This is a genomic window from Acidovorax sp. DMC1, assembly GCF_056314325.1.
Genome location: NZ_JBQUYO010000002.1, coordinates 314,251 through 331,811, shown reverse-complemented (window position 1 = coordinate 331,811; position 17,561 = coordinate 314,251). Strand labels below are relative to the sequence as shown.

12 protein-coding genes are annotated in these 17,561 nt (G+C 62.2%); 9 read left to right on the top strand and 3 right to left on the bottom strand.

All coding sequences use genetic code 11. From position 1 onward, the window contains the following. Nucleotides 1-19 precede the first annotated feature (19 nt). The 3 genes from lpdA (at nt 20) to ACT531_RS05935 (ending at nt 3,320) form a co-directional block, all read left to right on the top strand. Nucleotides 20-1,447, top strand: a complete 1,428-nt coding sequence (gene lpdA, locus ACT531_RS05945; RefSeq protein WP_476016829.1) for a dihydrolipoyl dehydrogenase — start codon at nt 20-22, stop codon at nt 1,445-1,447. Between the two features lie 80 nt (nt 1,448-1,527). Further along, nucleotides 1,528-2,625 (top strand): cell division protein ZapE, encoded by a 1,098-nt coding sequence (gene zapE / locus ACT531_RS05940; RefSeq protein WP_476016828.1) that lies wholly within the window; start codon nt 1,528-1,530, stop codon nt 2,623-2,625. After that, complete coding sequence (locus ACT531_RS05935) at nt 2,622-3,320, top strand: hypothetical protein (RefSeq protein ID WP_476016827.1); 699 nt, start codon at nt 2,622-2,624, stop codon at nt 3,318-3,320. Before zapE ends, ACT531_RS05935 begins: the two co-directional genes overlap by 4 nt. Nucleotides 3,321-3,471: 151 nt before the next feature. Here ACT531_RS05935 and ACT531_RS05930 read toward each other — a convergent pair whose 3' ends face one another. After that, nucleotides 3,472-4,278: a PP2C family protein-serine/threonine phosphatase gene (locus tag ACT531_RS05930; RefSeq protein WP_015013904.1), complete on the bottom strand. Its 807-nt coding sequence runs from the start codon at nt 4,276-4,278 to the stop codon at nt 3,472-3,474. Nucleotides 4,279-4,433: 155 nt separating this feature from the next. Here ACT531_RS05930 and ACT531_RS05925 point away from each other — a divergent pair, with 155 nt between their 5' ends. Continuing rightward, nucleotides 4,434-4,589: a YdcH family protein gene (locus ACT531_RS05925; RefSeq protein ID WP_404976503.1), complete on the top strand. Its 156-nt coding sequence runs from the start codon at nt 4,434-4,436 to the stop codon at nt 4,587-4,589. Further along, the gene (locus tag ACT531_RS05920; RefSeq protein ID WP_476016826.1) at nt 4,589-6,661 is read left to right on the top strand and encodes an ATP-dependent DNA helicase; all 2,073 of its coding nucleotides are present in this window, start codon (nt 4,589-4,591) and stop codon (nt 6,659-6,661) included. The genes ACT531_RS05925 and ACT531_RS05920 overlap by 1 nt, the downstream gene beginning before the upstream one ends. On the opposite strand, the gene ACT531_RS05915 is transcribed toward ACT531_RS05920, so the two are convergent. Further along, nucleotides 6,624-7,421, bottom strand: a complete 798-nt coding sequence (locus ACT531_RS05915; RefSeq protein ID WP_015013907.1) for an outer membrane protein assembly factor BamD — start codon at nt 7,419-7,421, stop codon at nt 6,624-6,626. The two genes, ACT531_RS05920 and ACT531_RS05915, sit on opposite strands and share 38 nt — an antisense overlap. Nucleotides 7,422-7,630: 209 nt before the next feature. Here ACT531_RS05915 and dnaE point away from each other — a divergent pair, with 209 nt between their 5' ends. The 3 genes from dnaE to clpA all read left to right on the top strand — a co-directional run bounded on the left by dnaE (nt 7,631) and on the right by clpA (nt 14,037). After that, nucleotides 7,631-11,164, top strand: a complete 3,534-nt coding sequence (dnaE, locus tag ACT531_RS05910) for a DNA polymerase III subunit alpha (protein ID WP_476016825.1) — start codon at nt 7,631-7,633, stop codon at nt 11,162-11,164. Nucleotides 11,165-11,262: 98 nt separating this feature from the next. Continuing rightward, the gene (clpS, locus tag ACT531_RS05905; RefSeq protein WP_476016824.1) at nt 11,263-11,631 is read left to right on the top strand and encodes an ATP-dependent Clp protease adapter ClpS; all 369 of its coding nucleotides are present in this window, start codon (nt 11,263-11,265) and stop codon (nt 11,629-11,631) included. Between the two features lie 57 nt (nt 11,632-11,688). Further along, the gene (clpA, locus tag ACT531_RS05900; RefSeq protein WP_476016823.1) at nt 11,689-14,037 is read left to right on the top strand and encodes an ATP-dependent Clp protease ATP-binding subunit ClpA; all 2,349 of its coding nucleotides are present in this window, start codon (nt 11,689-11,691) and stop codon (nt 14,035-14,037) included. Between the two features lie 110 nt (nt 14,038-14,147). Here the strand turns inward: clpA and ACT531_RS05895 are convergent, their stop codons facing one another. Continuing rightward, complete coding sequence (locus ACT531_RS05895; RefSeq protein WP_476016822.1) at nt 14,148-16,319, bottom strand: AsmA family protein; 2,172 nt, start codon at nt 16,317-16,319, stop codon at nt 14,148-14,150. A 195-nt stretch (nt 16,320-16,514) separates the two neighbouring features. On the opposite strand from ACT531_RS05895, the gene ACT531_RS05890 reads away from it, so the two are divergent. Further along, a complete protein-coding gene (locus tag ACT531_RS05890; protein ID WP_476016821.1) occupies nt 16,515-17,432 on the top strand; it encodes a pseudouridine synthase in 918 nt (305 codons plus the stop codon). The last annotated feature ends 129 nt before the right edge of the window (nt 17,433-17,561 follow it).

Here is a 17,561-nt window from a genome sequence, read left to right as displayed (position 1 = left end):
TGACTGAACGAGATTTCCCATGAGCAAACAATTTGATGTGATCGTCATCGGTGGCGGCCCTGGTGGCTACATTGCCGCCATCCGTGCCGCCCAGCTGGGCTTCAACGTCGCCTGTATCGACGAATGGAAGAACGACAAGGGCGGCCCCGCGCCCGGTGGCACCTGCACCAATGTGGGCTGCATTCCCTCCAAGGCGCTGCTGCAGTCGTCCGAGCACTTCGAGCATGCGAACAAGCACTTTGCCGAGCACGGCATCACGGCGACCGGCGTCAAGATGGACGTGGCCAAGATGATTGCCCGCAAGGACACCGTCGTGAAGCAGAACAACGACGGCATCCTGTACCTGTTCAAGAAGAACAAAGTCAGCTTCTTCCATGGCCGTGGCTCGTTTGTGAAGGCTGCCGAGGGCGGCTATGAGATCAAGGTGGTGGGTGCCGCTGAAGAGACGCTGACCGGCAAGCAGATCATCATCGCCACCGGCTCCAACGCCCGTGCGCTGCCCGGCACGCCGTTTGATGAAGAACTGGTGCTGTCCAACGATGGCGCGCTGCGCGTCGGCGCGGTGCCCAAGAAGCTGGGCCTGATCGGCTCGGGCGTGATCGGCCTGGAAATGGGCTCGGTGTGGCGCCGCCTGGGTGCTGAAGTCACCATCCTTGAAGGCCTGCCGACCTTCCTGGGTGCGGTGGACGAGCAGATCGCCAAGGAAGCCAAGAAGGCATTCGACAAGCAGGGCCTGAAGATCGAGCTGGGCGTGAAGGTTGGCGAGATCAAGACCAGCAAGAAGGGCGTGAGCATTGCCTACACCAACGCCAAGGGCGAAGCCCAGTCGCTGGATGTGGACAAGCTCATCGTTTCCATCGGCCGCGTGCCCAACACCATTGGCCTGAACACCGAAGCCGTGGGCCTGCAACTGGACGAGCGCGGCGCCGTCGTGGTGGATGCTGACTGCAAGACCAACCTGCGGGGCGTTTGGGCCGTGGGTGACGTGGTGCGTGGCCCGATGCTAGCGCACAAGGCTGAGGAAGAAGGTGTTGCCGTGGCCGAGCGCATCGCCGGCCAGCATGGCCACGTCAACTTCAACACCATCCCCTGGGTGATCTACACCAGCCCCGAGATTGCCTGGGTGGGCCGCACTGAGCAGCAGCTCAAAGCCGACGGCGTCAAGTACAAGGCTGGCAGCTTCCCGTTCCTCGCCAACGGCCGCGCACGCGCGCTGGGCGACACCACCGGCATGGTCAAGATGCTGGCGGACGCTGAGACCGATGAAATTCTGGGCGTGCACATCGTGGGCCCACAGGCCAGCGAACTGATCGCCGAAGCCGTGGTGGCCATGGAGTTCAAGGCCAGCAGCGAAGACATCGCGCGCATCTGTCACGCCCACCCCAGCCTAAGCGAAGCCACCAAAGAAGCAGCGCTGGCAGTGGACAAGCGCACTCTGAACTTCTGATTGAGGCCTCAATCAGCTACAGGCGCATGATTTACATGCGCTTGTAGCTATTATTTTTGTAGTATCAGAGCATCCACAAAGTGACCGTCAAACAGGCTTACCTGGCCGAGCTGGCCGCCAAAGGCTACCAAAGCGACCTCGCCCAGCTGCGTGCAGTGGATGCCCTGCAGCGCTGTGCTGACGAGTGGGCTCAGTACAAGGCACGGCGCTCCAATGCGATCAAGAAGCTGATCAACCGCCCCGAGATTCCGCGTGGCGTATATATGTACGGCGGCGTGGGGCGGGGCAAGAGCTTTTTGATGGAGTGCTTTTTTGACGCTGTGCCCCTGAAGCGCAAGGTGCGCTTGCACTTTCACGAATTCATGCGTGAAGTACATCGCGAACTCGCAGCCCTCCAGGGCACGGTCAATCCGCTGTACGTGTTGGGCGAGCGCATCGCCAAACGCTACAAGCTCATTTGTTTTGATGAGTTCCATGTGGCGGACATCACGGACGCGATGATCCTGCACCGGTTGCTGGTGGCGTTGTTCGACAACGGTGTCGGCTTTGTGACCACTTCCAATTTCAAGCCTGACGATCTTTACCCCGGTGGCTTGCATCGCGACCGCATCCTGCCGGCAATTGACCTGCTCAATGAGCGGCTCGAAGTGGTCAACGTGGACAACGGCACCGACTATCGCCGCCGGACGCTGGAGCATGTGAAGCTGTATCACACGCCACTGGGCCCCGAGGCGGACGCCGAGATGAACCGGGCGTTCGACCAGCTCGCCGAAGTGCATGACGAAGACCCCGTGCTACATATCGAGGCGCGCGAAATTCGAGCCCGGCGCAAGGCTGGCGGGGTGGTGTGGTTTGACTTCAAGACCCTGTGCGGCGGGCCCCGGTCGCAGAACGACTATCTGGAGATTGCGACGCAGTTCCATACGGTGCTGCTGTCCGATGTTCCGTACATGCCCGTGAGCATGGCATCGCCAGCGCGGCGGTTTACCTGGCTGGTGGACGTGTTGTACGACCGCAGGGTCAAACTCATTCTGTCGGCGGCTGTGCCGCCTGAGCAGCTGTATACCGAGGGGCCACTGGCGCACGAGTTTCCACGCACGGTGTCGCGGCTCAACGAGATGCAATCCAAGGAATTTCTGGCGCTGGAGCGCCGCACGGTGGATACGGGGTTGACATGAGCAAGACCGGTGGGCGTTTGTGGGCTGCGTTGGTGGTGCTGGCTTGCTCCGTGGGGCCTGTGCTGGTTGCTCCGGCCCGTGCTACCACGGAGGCGGGGGCAGAGTCCGCATCTGCGTCGGCAGCAGCGCATCGAAAGACGGAGCGTGACCGTATCGCACGCGAACGCGAGGCGCTGACATCCCGGCGCCAGCAGGAAGAGGCGGTGTGCTACCAGCGCTTTGCGGTGGAGGATTGCTTGCGTGGTGTACGCGCCAAGGCGCGGGAGACCCACGACCGACTGCGCGCGCAGGAAATCGAACTCAACGACGCCGAGCGCAGGGAGAAAGCGGCAGAGCGCCTGCGGGCCATCGAGGACAAGCAAACGGCCGTCCCCCCTGCGGCCAAGCGTGCCGAGGCACAGGTTCGTAAGCCAGCGGCTGACCCGGACGCTGCCAAGGCGCAGCGCGACACAGAAGCGCACCAACGCGCGCAGCAACAAAACAGCCGCGCCCAGGCTCAGGCGACTGAGCAGGCCACACGTGCTGCCGCCAACGCGGATCGCGCGGCCCAGTCGCGTGCCAAACATGAACAGGCGCTCCAGGCTGCGGAGGAGCGTCGCGCGCGGGTTGAAAAATCCAGATCCGATGCCTTGGCCCAGGGGCGCAAGCCTGCTGCGCCCTTGCCGGCGCCTGCCGCGTCCGCGCCGACGCGTTGAATTGGGAAAGCCCGCACGGGGACAGGCGATCAGAAGGGGCGGGAGATCACAGGTACCTCAGCCGACAGGAGGCAGGCTGGGGTAGTCTCACCACTACCCGATGAAATCCCCGCACTATCCCTGCTCGCGGCTGGTGGAGCAGGCGAGACCCTCAGGGTCGGCCCATGTCCAGGGGCGTCAGGCGCGCAATCTTTTTCTCTTCGGCCAGCGCTTCGATCTTGACGACCACCAGTGACAGGTTGTCTCCGCCTCCACGTGCGCGGGAGCGGGCTTTTTCAATCAGGAACTCTGTCGCCTCCCGGGGGGACAGCGAATCGACCACAGACGCCAGTTCGGTGGGGGAAAAGTAATGCCACACCCCGTCGCTACAGGCCAGCAAGACATCGCCCGGCTGAAGCTGTGGAATGACATGGGTCGTGATGGGTGGGTCACTTTCTGTGCCCAGGCAGCCCACCAGGATGTTGGAGTGGGGATGGTTGTTGGCCTCGGCTTCCGTCAGCTCACCCCGGTCGACCAGCGCTTGCACGTAGGAGTGGTCGCTCGTGCGAAACGCCAGCCGGGAACCCTGAAAGTGATAGATGCGCGAGTCGCCTGCGTGGACCCAGTGACAGTCACCCCGGGGGTTGATCAGAAACGCCGCAATGGTGCTGTGGGGTTCTTGTTCTGCCGAGATGGCGGTCAGCCGAATGACGATGTGCGCCTCTTCGACCATGTTCTTGAGCATTGCCACCGGGTCGTCGGTGTCGGGCGAATAGCGCTCAAACAACTGGCGCGCCGTCATCATGACCTGGTCCGACGCCTTGCGCCCGCCGCTGCGGCCACCCATCCCGTCGGCGACCACACCCAGCACGCAGCCGTTGTGCCGCTCATGGGAGATCAGTGCCACCTGGTCTTGCTGGTATTCGCGGTCACCCTTGTGGATGCCGGTGGAGGCGATGAGGCGAAACGCTTTGGTCATGCTGCAGATTGTGGGGGCGCCTACGCGAACGCCTGTCGTGGAAAGCGGGCCAAGCGCGTATTATCCGCCCGCCTGTGGCATTTTTGCCATGCCCGTGGCCCCCTGTCTTGAAACCCAGTCTGCACTCCCCCCACCGTCAGTTGATCGAACTGCGCATGGAACATGCCGATCTCGATGCGATCATCGACCGGTGTACGCCCGATGCGGCGCCCGACGAACTCACCTTGCGCCGTCTCAAAAAGCGCAGACTGGTGCTGCGGGACGCCATGGAGCGGCTGGAGCGGCAACTCGAACCCCAAGAGCCCGCCTGATGTCGTTGGTGGCCATGGTGCCCGAGGTGTTTGCCCCCGGCGGTGTGCTGGCGCGGGCAGATGGGCATTTTCAACTGCGTGACGGCCAGACTCAGATGGCCATTGCGGTGGCTGAGACCATCGCAGAAGGGGGCGCGCTGGTGGTGGAGGCGGGTACCGGTGTGGGCAAGACCTACGCCTATCTGGTGCCCGCCTTGCTGAGTGGTGAGCGGGTGCTGTTGTCTACCGCGACCAAGGCCCTGCAGGACCAGTTGTTCGCGCGCGACTTGCCTCGGCTGGCCCAGATCCTGGGGCTGCCCGTTCGCATGGCCCTGCTGAAGGGGCGCGCCAGTTATTTGTGTCTGCATCGCATGCAGCAGGCACGCCTGGATGTCCAGGCCCAGGACCGTGGCGTTGCCCGCGTGCTGGCCAAGGTGGAGGACTGGTCACGCCAGACCGTATCCGGCGATCTGGCCGAGCTGACCGGATTGGATGAGCGCTCGCCGGTGATTCCGTTGGTCACCTCGACGCGTGAGAACTGCCTGGGGTCCTCGTGTCCCCGCTTTCGGGAATGCCACGTGCACCGCGCGCGGCGCGAGGCGTTGGCTGCGGACATTGTGGTCATCAACCACCACCTGTTCTTTGCCGATGTGGCGGTGCGCGAGTCGGGCATGGCCGAGCTGCTACCGACGGTGCGCGTCGTTGTTTTTGATGAGGCCCACCAGATCAATGAGACTGGCGTTCAGTTTCTGGGGACGCAGATGTCCACGGGGCAATGGATGGACTTTGCCCGTGACCTGCTGATCGCCGGACTGCAGCATGCGCGCGGGTTGGCGGACTGGGCGGGGCTGTCGCAGCTTTTGGAGTTGTCTGCGCAGGACCTTCGTCTGGTCGTTGGCAACGCGATTTTCGAGGGAGCGAATGGCGTTGCAGCAGGGGCCAGAGTGCGCTGGACGGAAGAGGCTCCCGAGGGTCTATCGGGCGCTGCGTGGCATGCCGCGTTGCGCGCATTGGGATCGGCATGTGCGCAGTCGCTGGAGGCGCTGGACACAGTGAGCGAAATATCGTCCGATCTGGAGCGTCTGTACGAACGTGGCAGTGCACTGTTGGCACGGCTGGCCAGGTTTTCGGGACCTTGTCAGGCTGATGCGGTACGTTGGCTCGAAGTGGGCAACCAGTTGCGCCTGATCGAGTCTCCGCTGGACATTGCAGATGCCATGCGCACCCGGATTCTGACGTCGCCCGCAGAAACCTCTGAAGGGGAAGCCTGGCCTGAAGAGCCGGCCGCAAATATGGGCAGGGCGTGGATTTTCACGTCTGCGACGCTGGGTGCCGACGAGGCCTTGACCTGGTTCACCGAACGAGCCGGACTGAAGGATGCACGCATCCTTCGCGTGGCCAGTCCGTTTGACTATGCCCGACAGGCGGCTTTGTATGTGCCGCGCCAGTTGCCATCGCCTGCGGATCCGTCCCACAGCCGCAGTGTGGCGGAGTGGGTTGCGTTGGCCGCCGAGCCGCTGGGCGGGCGCACGCTGGTGCTGACCACCACGCTCAAGGCCTTGCGCATCATTGGCGACGCCCTCAAAGAGCGTTGGCAGACCTCCGGCGCGTTGGAGGTGTTGGTTCAGGGGGAGTGGCCCAAGCGGCGCTTGATGGAGCGTTTTCGCGAAGGCGCATCACACGGCCGACCGGGTTGTGTGCTGGTGGCCTCGGCTTCGTTCTGGGAAGGGTTTGATGTGCCGGGCGATGCTCTGCAACTGGTGGTCATCGACAAGCTGCCGTTCCCACCCCCGGGAGATCCGTTGGTGGAGGCGCGCACCCAGCACATCGAAAGGGCGGGTGGCAAAGCGTTTACATCCTACGCGCTGCCGGAGGCGGCGGTTGCGCTCAAGCAGGGTGCCGGGCGCTTGATCCGGCATGAAACCGACCGGGGTATCTTGGTGGTGGGCGATACACGCCTGGTGACGATGGGTTACGGCAAGCGCTTGCTGGCCGCATTGCCTCCGATGTGCAGGCTGGAATCGCCCGAAGAATTCGAGTCTGCGTTGATGGCGCTTACCAAACCTTCCACCACGGATCCGACTTGCCCTTGAAGCCGCCATTCAGATAGGCGCTTTGTGGGTAGGACTTGTCCATCACACGGCGGGCGTCGTCGCGCAGCTGGGTCATTCCGAGCGCGTCGTAGGACTGGATCAGGATATACAGCGCCTCTTCAAGCGCTGGCACACCTTGGTAGTCTGCCAATGCCACTTGTGCGCGGCCAATGGCGGCCACATAGGCGCCACGCTGGAAGTAGTAGCGCGCCACATGCACTTCATACTGCGCCAGCGAATTGACGATGTAGGTCATGCGCTGGCGCGAGTCCTGCGCGTAGCGGGATTCAGGAAAGCGCGTGACCAGTTCGCTGAAAGCTTCAAAGGAGTCTTTGGCGGCTTTCTGGTCGCGCTCGGAGAGGTCTTGGCGCGATATGAACGAGAACAGGCCCAGGTTGTCGTTGAAGTTGACCAGTCCTTTCAGGTAGAGCGCATAGTCCAGAGCCGGGCTTGCAGGGTGCAGCTTCATGAACCGGTCGAGCGTTGCGATGGCCTGCGCTTTTTCACCCGCCTTGTAGTGGGCATAGGCCTTGTCGATCTGCGCCTGTTGGGCCAGGGGGGTGCCCGCAGCGCGGCCCTCCAGCTTTTCCAGCAGCGGAACGGCCTTGTCATAGGCCCCGCTGTTCATTTCGTCCTGGGCTTCCGAGTGAATGCGATTAGGACTCCAGCCCGCCGTTTTATCGACCGTGGTGCTGGAGCAGCCAGCCAGCAAACCAGCCAGCAGCAGGGCGGAAACAAGGGGCAGTGGGGCACGCAGCATCGCAAGCAGCTTTCAGCAAAGAAAAAAGAAGGTGCGCCAAAACGGGCTCAGGGGTTTTGTTGTGGGCGAGTGCACTGAACACACCCGACACGCAAGCTGCCACCACCATTTCAGGCACGAAAAAGCATTGTACCGGCGGCGCCTACAGCGCCAAGGTGCCGCGGGCGTCTGTGCTGCTGATGACCCGCCGGGGTTTCTACAATGCCTGCATGTTTGTTCATTTGCGCCTGCACACCGAGTTCTCCGTCGTTGACGGTACCAATCGCATCGACGAGGTGGCCAAAGCCGCTGCCAAGGACGGCCAGCCCGCTCTGGCTATCACCGATCTCAATAATCTCTTTGGCGCGATCAAGTTCTACAAAGAGGCGCGGGGAAAGGGTGTCAAGCCCATCCTGGGCGCGGAGATCTTTCTCGAAGGCGAGGCGGGTGCACCGCCGTCGCGTCTCATCGTTCTGGTTCAGAGTCGGCAGGGGTATCTGAACCTTTCGGAGCTGTTGGCCCGCGCCTGGACGCGCAACGTTGTGAAAAACCTGGCGTTGAGCACCTGGGCATGGCTGGAGGAGCTATCCGAGGGTTTGATCGCTTTGTCTGGCGCTCAGGCCGGTCCGGTTGGGCAGGCGCTGATGAAGGGGGATGAGTCGGGCGCTGCGGACATTGCATTGCGTTTGGCGGGCATTTTTCCGCACCGGTTTTATGTAGAACTTCAACGCGCTGGCCGCACTGACGATGAAGCCCATGTGGTTGCGGCAGCACAGCTCGCTGCACGACTGAGTCTGCCTGTCGTGGCAACCCACCCCATTCAGTTTGCTGGTCCTGACGATTACGAGGCGCATGAGGCCCGCATCTGCATCGCAGAAGGGGAAATCCTGGCCAACCCCCGCCGGGTGCGCAAGTTCACGCGCGACCAGTATTTCAAGACCTCTGCGGAGATGGAGGCCTTGTTTGCCGACCTGCCATCGGCCATCGCCAATACGGTCGAGATCGCGCAACGCTGCAATCTGACCCTGGTGTTGGGCAAGCCGCAGCTACCGGACTTTCCGACGCCCAATGGCATGCCCATCGACGAGTATTTCCGCTACGCGTCCTTCGAAGGGTTGGAGGAGCGCCTCAAGCATCTCTTCCCAGACGAGACCGAAAGAGACAAGCAGCGACCACGCTATGTGGAGCGACTGGAGTTCGAGCTGGGCACCATTCTCAAGATGGGGTTTCCCGGCTACTTCCTGATCGTGGGTGACTTCATTCAGTGGGCGAAGAACAATGGCTGCCCGGTGGGGCCGGGCCGTGGTTCAGGTGCCGGCTCGCTGGTCGCCTATGCGCTGAAGATCACCGACCTGGACCCGCTGCAGTACAACCTGCTGTTCGAGCGCTTTCTGAACCCAGAGCGCGTGTCGATGCCTGACTTCGACATCGATTTCTGCCAGTCCAACCGCGACCGGGTGATTGACTATGTCAAGGACAAGTACGGCAAAAATGCTGTGAGCCAGATCGCCACCTTCGGCACGATGGCAGCCAAGGCGGCGATCCGCGACGTGGGCCGGGTCATGGACATGAGCTATACCTTCTGCGACGGTATTTCCAAGCTGGTGCCCGGCAAGCCCGGCATGTCCTACACCCTGGCCTATCCGCCCGAGGTGAAGAAGGAAGGCGACAAGAACAACTACGCGCTGGAACTGGAGCCCATGCTCTACGAGCGCGTGCGCAAGGAAGAAGACGTCAAGACCGTCATCGAGATGGCGCAAAAGCTCGAGGGCATGACGCGCAACATCGGCATGCATGCCGGCGGCGTTTTGATCGCGCCCGGCAAACTCACCGATTTCTGCCCGCTGTACCAGCAGCCGGGCAGCGAGTCGGCCGTGAGCCAGTACGACAAGGACGACGTAGAGGCCATCGGACTGGTCAAGTTCGACTTTTTGGGGCTGGCAACGCTCACCATTCTGGAGATTGCGCGCGAGTTCATCATCAAGCGCCACAAGGGCCAGGAGAACTTTGCGTTCGAGAACATTCCGCTCGACGACGGGCCGACGTACCGGCTGTTCTCCGAGGGCAAGACTGAAGCGGTATTCCAGTTTGAAAGCCGCGGCATGCAGGGCATGTTGAAAGAGGCGCGCCCCAGTCGGCTGGAAGACCTCATTGCCTTGAATGCGTTGTACCGGCCAGGGCCCATGGATCTGATTCCCAGCTTTGTGAACCGCAAGCATGGCAAGGAAGAGGTCATCTACCCCCACCCGCTGGTAGAGCCGGTGCTGGCCGAGACCTACGGCATCATGGTGTACCAGGAGCAGGTGATGCAGACCGCCCAGGTGCTGGGCGGATATAGCTTGGGCGGCGCCGACATGCTTCGGCGTGCCATGGGGAAAAAGAAGGCCGAGGAAATGGCCGAACACCGCGCCATTTTCCGCAAGGGTGCAGCGGAGAAAGGCATCAGCCAGGAGAAGGCCGACGAGGTGTTCGACCTGATGGAGAAGTTCGCGGGCTATGGCTTCAACAAGTCACACGCGGCTGCTTACTCCCTGCTGGCGTACCACACTGGCTGGCTCAAGGTGCACTACACGGCCGAGTTCTTCTGCGCCAACATGACCGTGGAAATGGACGACACCGACAAGCTCAAGGTGCTGTTCGAGGATGCACACAAGATGGGGCTGTCGTTCGAGCCGCCGGACGTGAATCGGGGCTTTTATCGGTTTGAACCCGTCACCGACAAGATCATCCGTTACGGTCTGGGGGCGGTGAAAGGCACTGGACAGCAGGCAATCGAAGCCATCGTCGCCGCCCGCGAAGGGCGTGGAGAGGGTCCACAGGGGTCGACGAAGGGGCCTTTCAAGAGTCTGTTTGATTTCTGTGTGCGGGTGGACAAGGCCCGCATGAACAAGCGCACGGTGGAGGCACTGATCAAGGCGGGCGCCTTTGACTCCATCCATCTCAACCGGGCAGCCCTGGTCGCTTCGATTGACCGTGCGTTTGACTTCGCCGCCGCAACGCTCGCGAACGTGAACCAGGGGGGGTTGTTCGACATGATGGGCGACGACGCCCATGGCTCCAGCACGCAGGAACCAGACCTGGTGGATGCAACGCCCTGGGGCATCAAGGAGCGGCTCACGCTGGAAAAAACCGCCGTTGGGTTCTATCTGTCTGGCCACCTTTTTGATGAAGTGGCTACGGAGGTGCGTCGTTTTGTGCGCACCCAGATCGACGAGCTGTTGGATAGCCGTGAGCCCCAGGTCCTGGCCGGCATCATCAGCGACTTCCGGGTCATCAACGGGCAACGGGGCAAGCTGGGTCTCTTCAAGCTGGACGACAAGTCTGCAGTGATCGAAGCGTCTGCGGATGAAGCGCTGCTCAACACCTACCGGAACCAGCTCAAGGAGGATGAGTTTGTGGTGATGATGGGACGATTGCAACTGGACCACTTCAGCGGCGGCCTGCGCGTCAAAGTGCAGCAGGTGTGGGATTTGGCGGGCGCGCGTTGCCGGTTTGGCAAATATCTGCATGTGACTGTGGGTGACAAGGCGCCAGATGTGCCACGCCTGGTGCGCGAGTTTCCGCCGGTGCGTGAAGAGATCGCTGAAGGGGAGCTGGTGCACGGGCTGCGCGTGCGCATGGGTGTGCGCTGCCAGTCGGACGATGCGGCCGCGGTGGCGGAGTTGCAATTGGGCGAAAACGCGCGCTTTTACCCCAGCGATGCGGCCCTCGCGGCATGGACGGCCCAAGTAGGCGCCGGTGCTGCCAATGTGGTCTATGAGTAAAGGATTGTTCTGCCAGAGTTTCGGTCAGCGGCTGGCTTGAAAAATACCTGCCCCACAACCAGTTTCTCCTGCAGCAGCACCTTCTTCGGGTCGCTAGAATGATTTTCATGGCAACAAAACCACCTTCACTCCCCACCGCGCCGCCGGTGACTCGGCCTGCGCGGGATGACGGCGGTTCGGTCGTGCTCGAGAGGCGCACCCAAAAGACCCTGCCGCCCCAGATGTACCAGGTGGTCATGCTCAATGACGACTACACGCCCATGGAGTTCGTGATCGTGGTGCTGCAGGAGTTTTTCAGCAAGGACCGCGAAACGGCCACCCAGATCATGTTGAAGATCCACCTTGATGGCAAAGGCGTTTGCGGCGTTTATTCGCGCGATGTGGCTGCCACCAAGGTAGAGCAAGTGCTTGACGCCGCCCTCAAGGCGGGCCACCCACTGCAATGTGTCAGTGAGCCTGTTGAATAACAGGTCTTTTGTCCCGATCTACAGTTATCCCTTCCACGCAAGCACAAAGGAGTTCACATGATTGCCCAGGAACTGGAAGTCAGCTTGCACATGGCCTTTGTTGAGGCCCGTCAGCAGCGCCACGAGTTCATCACCGTGGAGCATCTGTTGCTTGCATTGCTCGATAACCCCAGCGCAGCGGAGGTGCTGCGCGCATGTTCGGCCAACATCGATGATCTGCGTTCATCGCTGTCGAACTTTATCAAAGACAACACGCCTCAGGTCGCCGGTACCGACGAGGTGGACACTCAACCCACCCTGGGCTTCCAGCGGGTGATCCAGCGCGCCATCATGCACGTGCAGTCCACGGGCAACGGCAAGAAAGAGGTGACGGGCGCCAATGTGCTCGTGGCCATCTTCGGCGAGAAAGATTCGCACGCTGTGTACTACCTGCACCAGCAGGGCGTCACGCGCCTGGACGTGGTCAACTTCATTGCCCACGGCATCAAGAAGGGCGAGCCACCGGAACCCGCCAAGGCTGAAAATCAGGCCGAGGGCGAAGAAGGCGGTGGTGGCGAGCGCAATGAAAAAGCCTCGCCCCTGGAGCAGTTCACCCAGAACCTGAACCAGGCGGCCAAGGACGGCAAGATCGACCCGCTGATCGGCCGCAACTACGAGGTCGAGCGCACGATCCAGATCCTGTGCCGCCGCCGCAAGAACAACCCGCTGCTGGTGGGCGAAGCCGGTGTGGGCAAGACTGCCATTGCCGAGGGGCTGGCCTGGCGCATCACGCAGAACGACGTGCCTGAAATCCTGGCCGAAGCCACGGTGTACTCGCTCGACATGGGCGCGTTGCTGGCGGGCACCAAGTACCGTGGCGATTTCGAGCAGCGCCTCAAAGGCGTGCTCAAGTCGCTCAAGGACAAGCCCAACGCTATCCTGTTCATTGACGAGATCCACACCCTGATCGGTGCGGGCGCGGCCTCAGGTGGCACCTTGGATGCGTCCAACTTGCTCAAGCCTGCGCTGTCCAGTGGCCAGCTCAAGTGCATCGGTGCAACCACCTTCACGGAGTACCGTGGCATCTTCGAAAAGGATGCTGCGTTGTCCCGCCGCTTCCAGAAAGTGGATGTGGTCGAGCCCAGCGTGGCCGAGACCATCGACATCTTGAAGGGCCTCAAGAGCCGCTTCGAAGAGCACCACAGCGTGAAGTACGCCGCTGCGGCCCTGCAGGCTGCGGCCGAGCTGAGTGCCAAGTACATCAACGACCGCCACTTGCCCGACAAGGCCATCGACGTGATCGACGAGGCCGGTGCCGCGCAGCGCATCCTGGTGCCCAGCAAGCGCAAGAAGACCATCGGCAAGGCCGAGATCGAAGAGATCGTGGCCAAGATCGCGCGTATTCCGCCCGCCAATGTCAGCAATGACGACCGCGGCAAGCTGCAGACGCTGGAGCGTGACCTCAAGAGCGTTGTGTTCGGCCAGGACAAGGCGCTTGAGGTGCTCGCCAGCGCTGTGAAGATGGCTCGTTCGGGTCTGGGCAAGGGTGACAAGCCCATCGGCTCGTTCCTGTTCAGCGGTCCCACGGGTGTCGGCAAGACCGAAGCGGCCAAACAGCTCGCCTACATCATGGGCATCGAGCTGATCCGCTTCGATATGTCCGAGTACATGGAGCGCCATGCCGTGAGCCGCCTGATCGGCGCGCCCCCGGGCTACGTGGGCTTTGACCAAGGGGGTCTGCTGACCGAAGCCATCACGAAGAAGCCGCACGCGGTACTGCTGCTCGACGAGATCGAGAAAGCGCACCCTGACATCTTCAACGTGTTGCTGCAGGTCATGGACCATGGCACGCTGACGGACAACAACGGCCGCAAGGCCGACTTCCGCAACGTGCTCATCATCATGACCACGAATGCTGGCGCCGAGACCATGAACAAGGCGACCATCGGCTTTACCAACCCGCGTCAGGCGGGCGACGAGATGGGCGATATCAAGCGCCTGTTCACGCCCGAGTTCCGCAACCGGTTGGATGCTATTGTCAACTTCAAGGCGCTCGACGAGCAGATCATCTTGCGCGTGGTGGACAAGTTCCTGCTGCAGCTGGAGACGCAGCTGGCCGAGAAGAAGGTTGAAGTCACCTTCACCGACGCCTTGCGCAAGCATCTGGCGAAGAAGGGCTTCGACCCCCTGATGGGCGCGCGCCCGATGCAGCGACTGATTCAGGACACGATCCGCCGTGCCTTGGCCGACGAGCTGCTGTTTGGCCGCCTGACCGAGGGTGGGCGCCTGACTGTGGACATCGAGACGAAGAAGGACGACAAGGGTGTGGAAACACCCGAGGTGCTTCTGGACATCCAGCCTTTGCCCAAGAAGGAGCGCTCGGCGAAGTCTGAGCCTGCAGAGCCGGAAGAGGCAACGACCGACTGACCTTGCGTTCCTCGCAAGTCCGCGAAAAGCCCACGGCGTCAACCGTGGGCTTTTTCATTGGCGATGGCCGCTGGGGGCATACACCACCCGAGGCGATGTCTAGGTGTTTTCTAGCGTGATGGCGTGCGCGCGGCCGGAATGCGAGCACGCCCCGCCTTGACCGGTTGTGTGGCCTGAGCAAGCAAGGGCGCACACTGAGCATCGTCGTCAGCGCCGGGGACTGTGACCGGCAGCAGTGCCAAGGCTGCAGGCGCCGCGACTGCGGCGGCAATGGCTGCACCTGCGCGCAGCAGCAAGGGGCCCGGTTCTACGCCCACGTCGGGCTTGCCCAGCGTGCCGCGCACATATAACGGAGTGCGCAAAGAAAAGAACTTCCACTCCAAGGATGCGGGCTTCACGCTGAGGTTCAGGCGCTCGTCTGCCATGTCGATGGTGCCGGTGACATCCACCACCGCTTCGTTGGTGCTCAGCTTGGCAGTGCGGACCGTGGCAACCCCTTCGCGCACCGCCAGGTCAGCCACTGCGCACCGGAGCTGCACCTCCTTGTCGTCGCCAAACAGTTTGCCAATCACAATGCTGCCGACGTTGAGCGCAGCGCGGTCCAGCAGTTCGCGGCTCAGGGTTCCCTCGCGAACGTACAGGCGCGCCTCGCCATTGCTTGTGCCGAGCCATTGCGCCACGGAGTTGCCTTGGCCATTCAATGCGATGGCCCCATCCAGCCGACCCAGGCTTTTACGCGTCAATTCCACCTCGGGGAACAAGGCAGCGAGTCGCAGGTTTTGCACGCGGGTATCCATGCGTACCGTGAGCGGTCGTTTGCGACTGTCCAGCACCAGCTTTGACTCAATCTGGCCTTTGGCTACGCCAAAGTGCAAAGGCTCCAGGCGCAGCACTGCATCGTCGAGCACCGCGTGCACGCTGAGGTCTTCCAGTGGCAGGCTGTCGGGGCGGATCACTCGTTGTCCCGAGAATTTCAGATCCATGTCCATGTTGCTCCAACGATCGGTGGCAAAGGCCGCGTTGGGCAATACCCTGCCATTCCGACCCGCTGGGGCCTTCGCCGTGGTGGCTGCCCCGAGCACTGGCCCCAGGTCTGCAAGCCGCAATTGGTTGGATGTGATGGCTCCCGACAGCTTGCCGCGCGGCGCCCCTGATACAAAGCGCAGATTGCCGTGGAGGTCGCTCTGACCGACTGTTCCGGTGAAGTCACGGTAGTTCCACACGGCGCGGCCCGGCTGCAGGCTACCCTGCAGTCGGCCCTGGGTTTGAAACGCAGGTGTGTTGGGCAGAACCAGGCCCGTGAGCGGGTACAGATCCGCCATGCTGGCGCCCTTGAGCATGACCTGAAAATCCATGCCTGACAGGTCGCCCGGGTTGGCCAATATGCCCTGAACCGCTGTTTCCACACTGCCCGCCTTGGCTGTGAATTGCAGGGGGTAGTTCACTTGCTTGTCACGCAGTGTGAGGACGGAGCCGGCCTTGCCGTGGCCTTCGATGCGTGCTTTGCCCAGCGTACCCATCACATCGAATCGCACACCATAGCGTGGGGAACCAGAAGCAACGTCTGCGCTGGCCGCAGACGAGGCCGCAGCCTGCGGTGGCGCCATTACCGTCTCTTGTGGCAAGGTATCGACACGGGCGGTCAGATCAAGGTCCTGTGTGGCGTCGGCATACCCCAGTCGGCCTTTACGAACCACCAGCTGGTGGACGCTGAACGTCCAGCGAGTCTTCGTATCGGCGGGGTTATTTGGAGGGAAGGTCCAGTTGTCGGTGCCATCGCGCAACCGAGCCAGCGAGATATCCGGGCCAGAGAGTTCCAAGGTATCAATCACCACTTCACGAGCCAGCAACGGCCAGAGCTTGAGCGACGCGCGTGCCACCTCTGCGCTGGCCGTGGGGCGGGGTTCAGCGCTCTTCCCTGGGCGGACGAAGCCTGGCGGGTCTTGCAGAACCAGCTGCGTGCCCTGCACGGTGACGCCAGGTACCCAGCGGTGCCAGCCCTCTTCGAGCGGCTGCGGCCAGTGCCAGGAAGCGGACAGGTCGCCTTCCACCGCAAACTGACGTCCGCTCGCTTCGCTAGCGGCTTGGTTCAGCCAGGGCTTGGCGCGATTCCAGTCCCACTGGGTCAAAGTCACCGCGCCAATCAAGAGCAGCCCCATCACGCTCGCCGCCACACCCCAGGCTATGCGTACCCCGCGGCTGCCTTGTCTCCTTGGGAATGCGGGTTGAGCTAAGAGGCGGGGCGATGGGGTAGTAGCGTGGTTGGTCGGAGGGCTCGTCATAGAACGGTCATGCTAGCCCGCAGAACGTGACTTTGGGCCCTTTAGGCCGAGTCGCAGGCCTTTTGGCGCGCTTGTCCTACAGAGTGGGAACGCGTGGACGATCTTCTTGCCGTGCGGGGCGCGGGGCACGTTGGCCCTTGCCTGGTCTGATGCTGTGTTCTTACGCACGTCGATCCCTCCTAGAATTCGCACGCCATGCACAACCCCCGTCATCCCCATGTACTCCCGGTGCGCGACGGGGTAAGCCCTAGCTGTGTGGTGCTGCCCACACGCGGGCAGGGCAGCATGCTGGATTTCCTGGCGGAGCGACTGCCCGCAGTGTCCCGTGATGGCTGGTACGACCGCATGAAGGCGGGCGATGTGATGGATGAGCGCGGGCAGATTGTTCAGCCCGAGCGGCCCTTTGAGGGTGGGGTGCGTCTTTACTACTACCGCAGCCTCCCGGCGGAGCCCGCGTTACCTTTCTATGAAACCGTGCTGTACCAGGACGAGCATCTGGTAGTGGCGGACAAGCCGCACTTCATGCCGGTCACGCCCTCGGGCCGTTATCTGCAAAACACCTTGCTGGTGCGGCTGAAGCGTCGGCTGGGGCTACCCGAGTTGTCACCTCTGCATCGTATTGATCGCGATACAGCCGGGCTGGTGATGTTGTCGCTGCAGCAGCGCACCCGTGGTGTCTACCAGGCCTTGTTCCGTGACCGGCAGATCATCAAGCACTACGACGCGATTGCGCCCTGGCGTGCGGATGTGGCATTTCCTCGCGACCATGCCAGTCGCCTGGAAGAAAGCCCGCAGTTCTTTCGCATGCAAGAGGTACCTGGCGAGCCCAACAGCCACACCCACATGCAGGTGCTGGAGGTAGCAGGCGGCTGGGCGCGCTACCGCCTGTCGCCCATCACCGGCAAGCGGCACCAGCTGCGCGTGCACATGGCGGCCCTGGGGCTGCCGCTGCGCAATGACCCGTTCTACCCCGTCGTCAACGACCCGCCCGAAGGCGACTATTCGCGGCCCCTGCAGCTGTTGGCGCAGTCACTGGCGTTTGTGGACCCGGTCACGGGGGCGCAGCGGGTGTTTGAGAGCAGGCAGTCCCTGCACTTGCCCGTGGGTGGGTAGGTTCTCTTCACGCATTCGCGGGTGCTACGGCACGAGCACGTGTGCCGGGCATTGGTGATTTTTGCAAGGGTTTTCCCTAGTTTTTGACAGGCCATTGCAGACAGCGCCGTTTGCATTACTCCGTGAATC

Bases quoted from the DNA above. Each gene is read 5' to 3' on its own strand.
- ACT531_RS05915 (WP_015013907.1), bottom strand. From the start codon at position 7,421: ATGCTGCGTGCCCCACTGCCCCTTGTTTCCGCCCTGCTGCTGGCTGGT.
- lpdA (WP_476016829.1), top strand. From the start codon at position 20: ATGAGCAAACAATTTGATGTGATCGTCATCGGTGGCGGCCCTGGTGGC.
- ACT531_RS05920 (WP_476016826.1), top strand. From the start codon at position 4,589: ATGTCGTTGGTGGCCATGGTGCCCGAGGTGTTTGCCCCCGGCGGTGTG.
- ACT531_RS05930 (WP_015013904.1), bottom strand. From the start codon at position 4,278: ATGACCAAAGCGTTTCGCCTCATCGCCTCCACCGGCATCCACAAGGGT.
- dnaE (WP_476016825.1), top strand. From the start codon at position 7,631: ATGTTTGTTCATTTGCGCCTGCACACCGAGTTCTCCGTCGTTGACGGT.
- clpS (WP_476016824.1), top strand. From the start codon at position 11,263: ATGATTTTCATGGCAACAAAACCACCTTCACTCCCCACCGCGCCGCCG.
- clpA (WP_476016823.1), top strand. From the start codon at position 11,689: ATGATTGCCCAGGAACTGGAAGTCAGCTTGCACATGGCCTTTGTTGAG.
- ACT531_RS05890 (WP_476016821.1), top strand. From the start codon at position 16,515: ATGCACAACCCCCGTCATCCCCATGTACTCCCGGTGCGCGACGGGGTA.
- ACT531_RS05895 (WP_476016822.1), bottom strand. From the start codon at position 16,319: ATGACGAGCCCTCCGACCAACCACGCTACTACCCCATCGCCCCGCCTC.
- ACT531_RS05935 (WP_476016827.1), top strand. From the start codon at position 2,622: ATGAGCAAGACCGGTGGGCGTTTGTGGGCTGCGTTGGTGGTGCTGGCT.
- ACT531_RS05925 (WP_404976503.1), top strand. From the start codon at position 4,434: ATGGAACATGCCGATCTCGATGCGATCATCGACCGGTGTACGCCCGAT.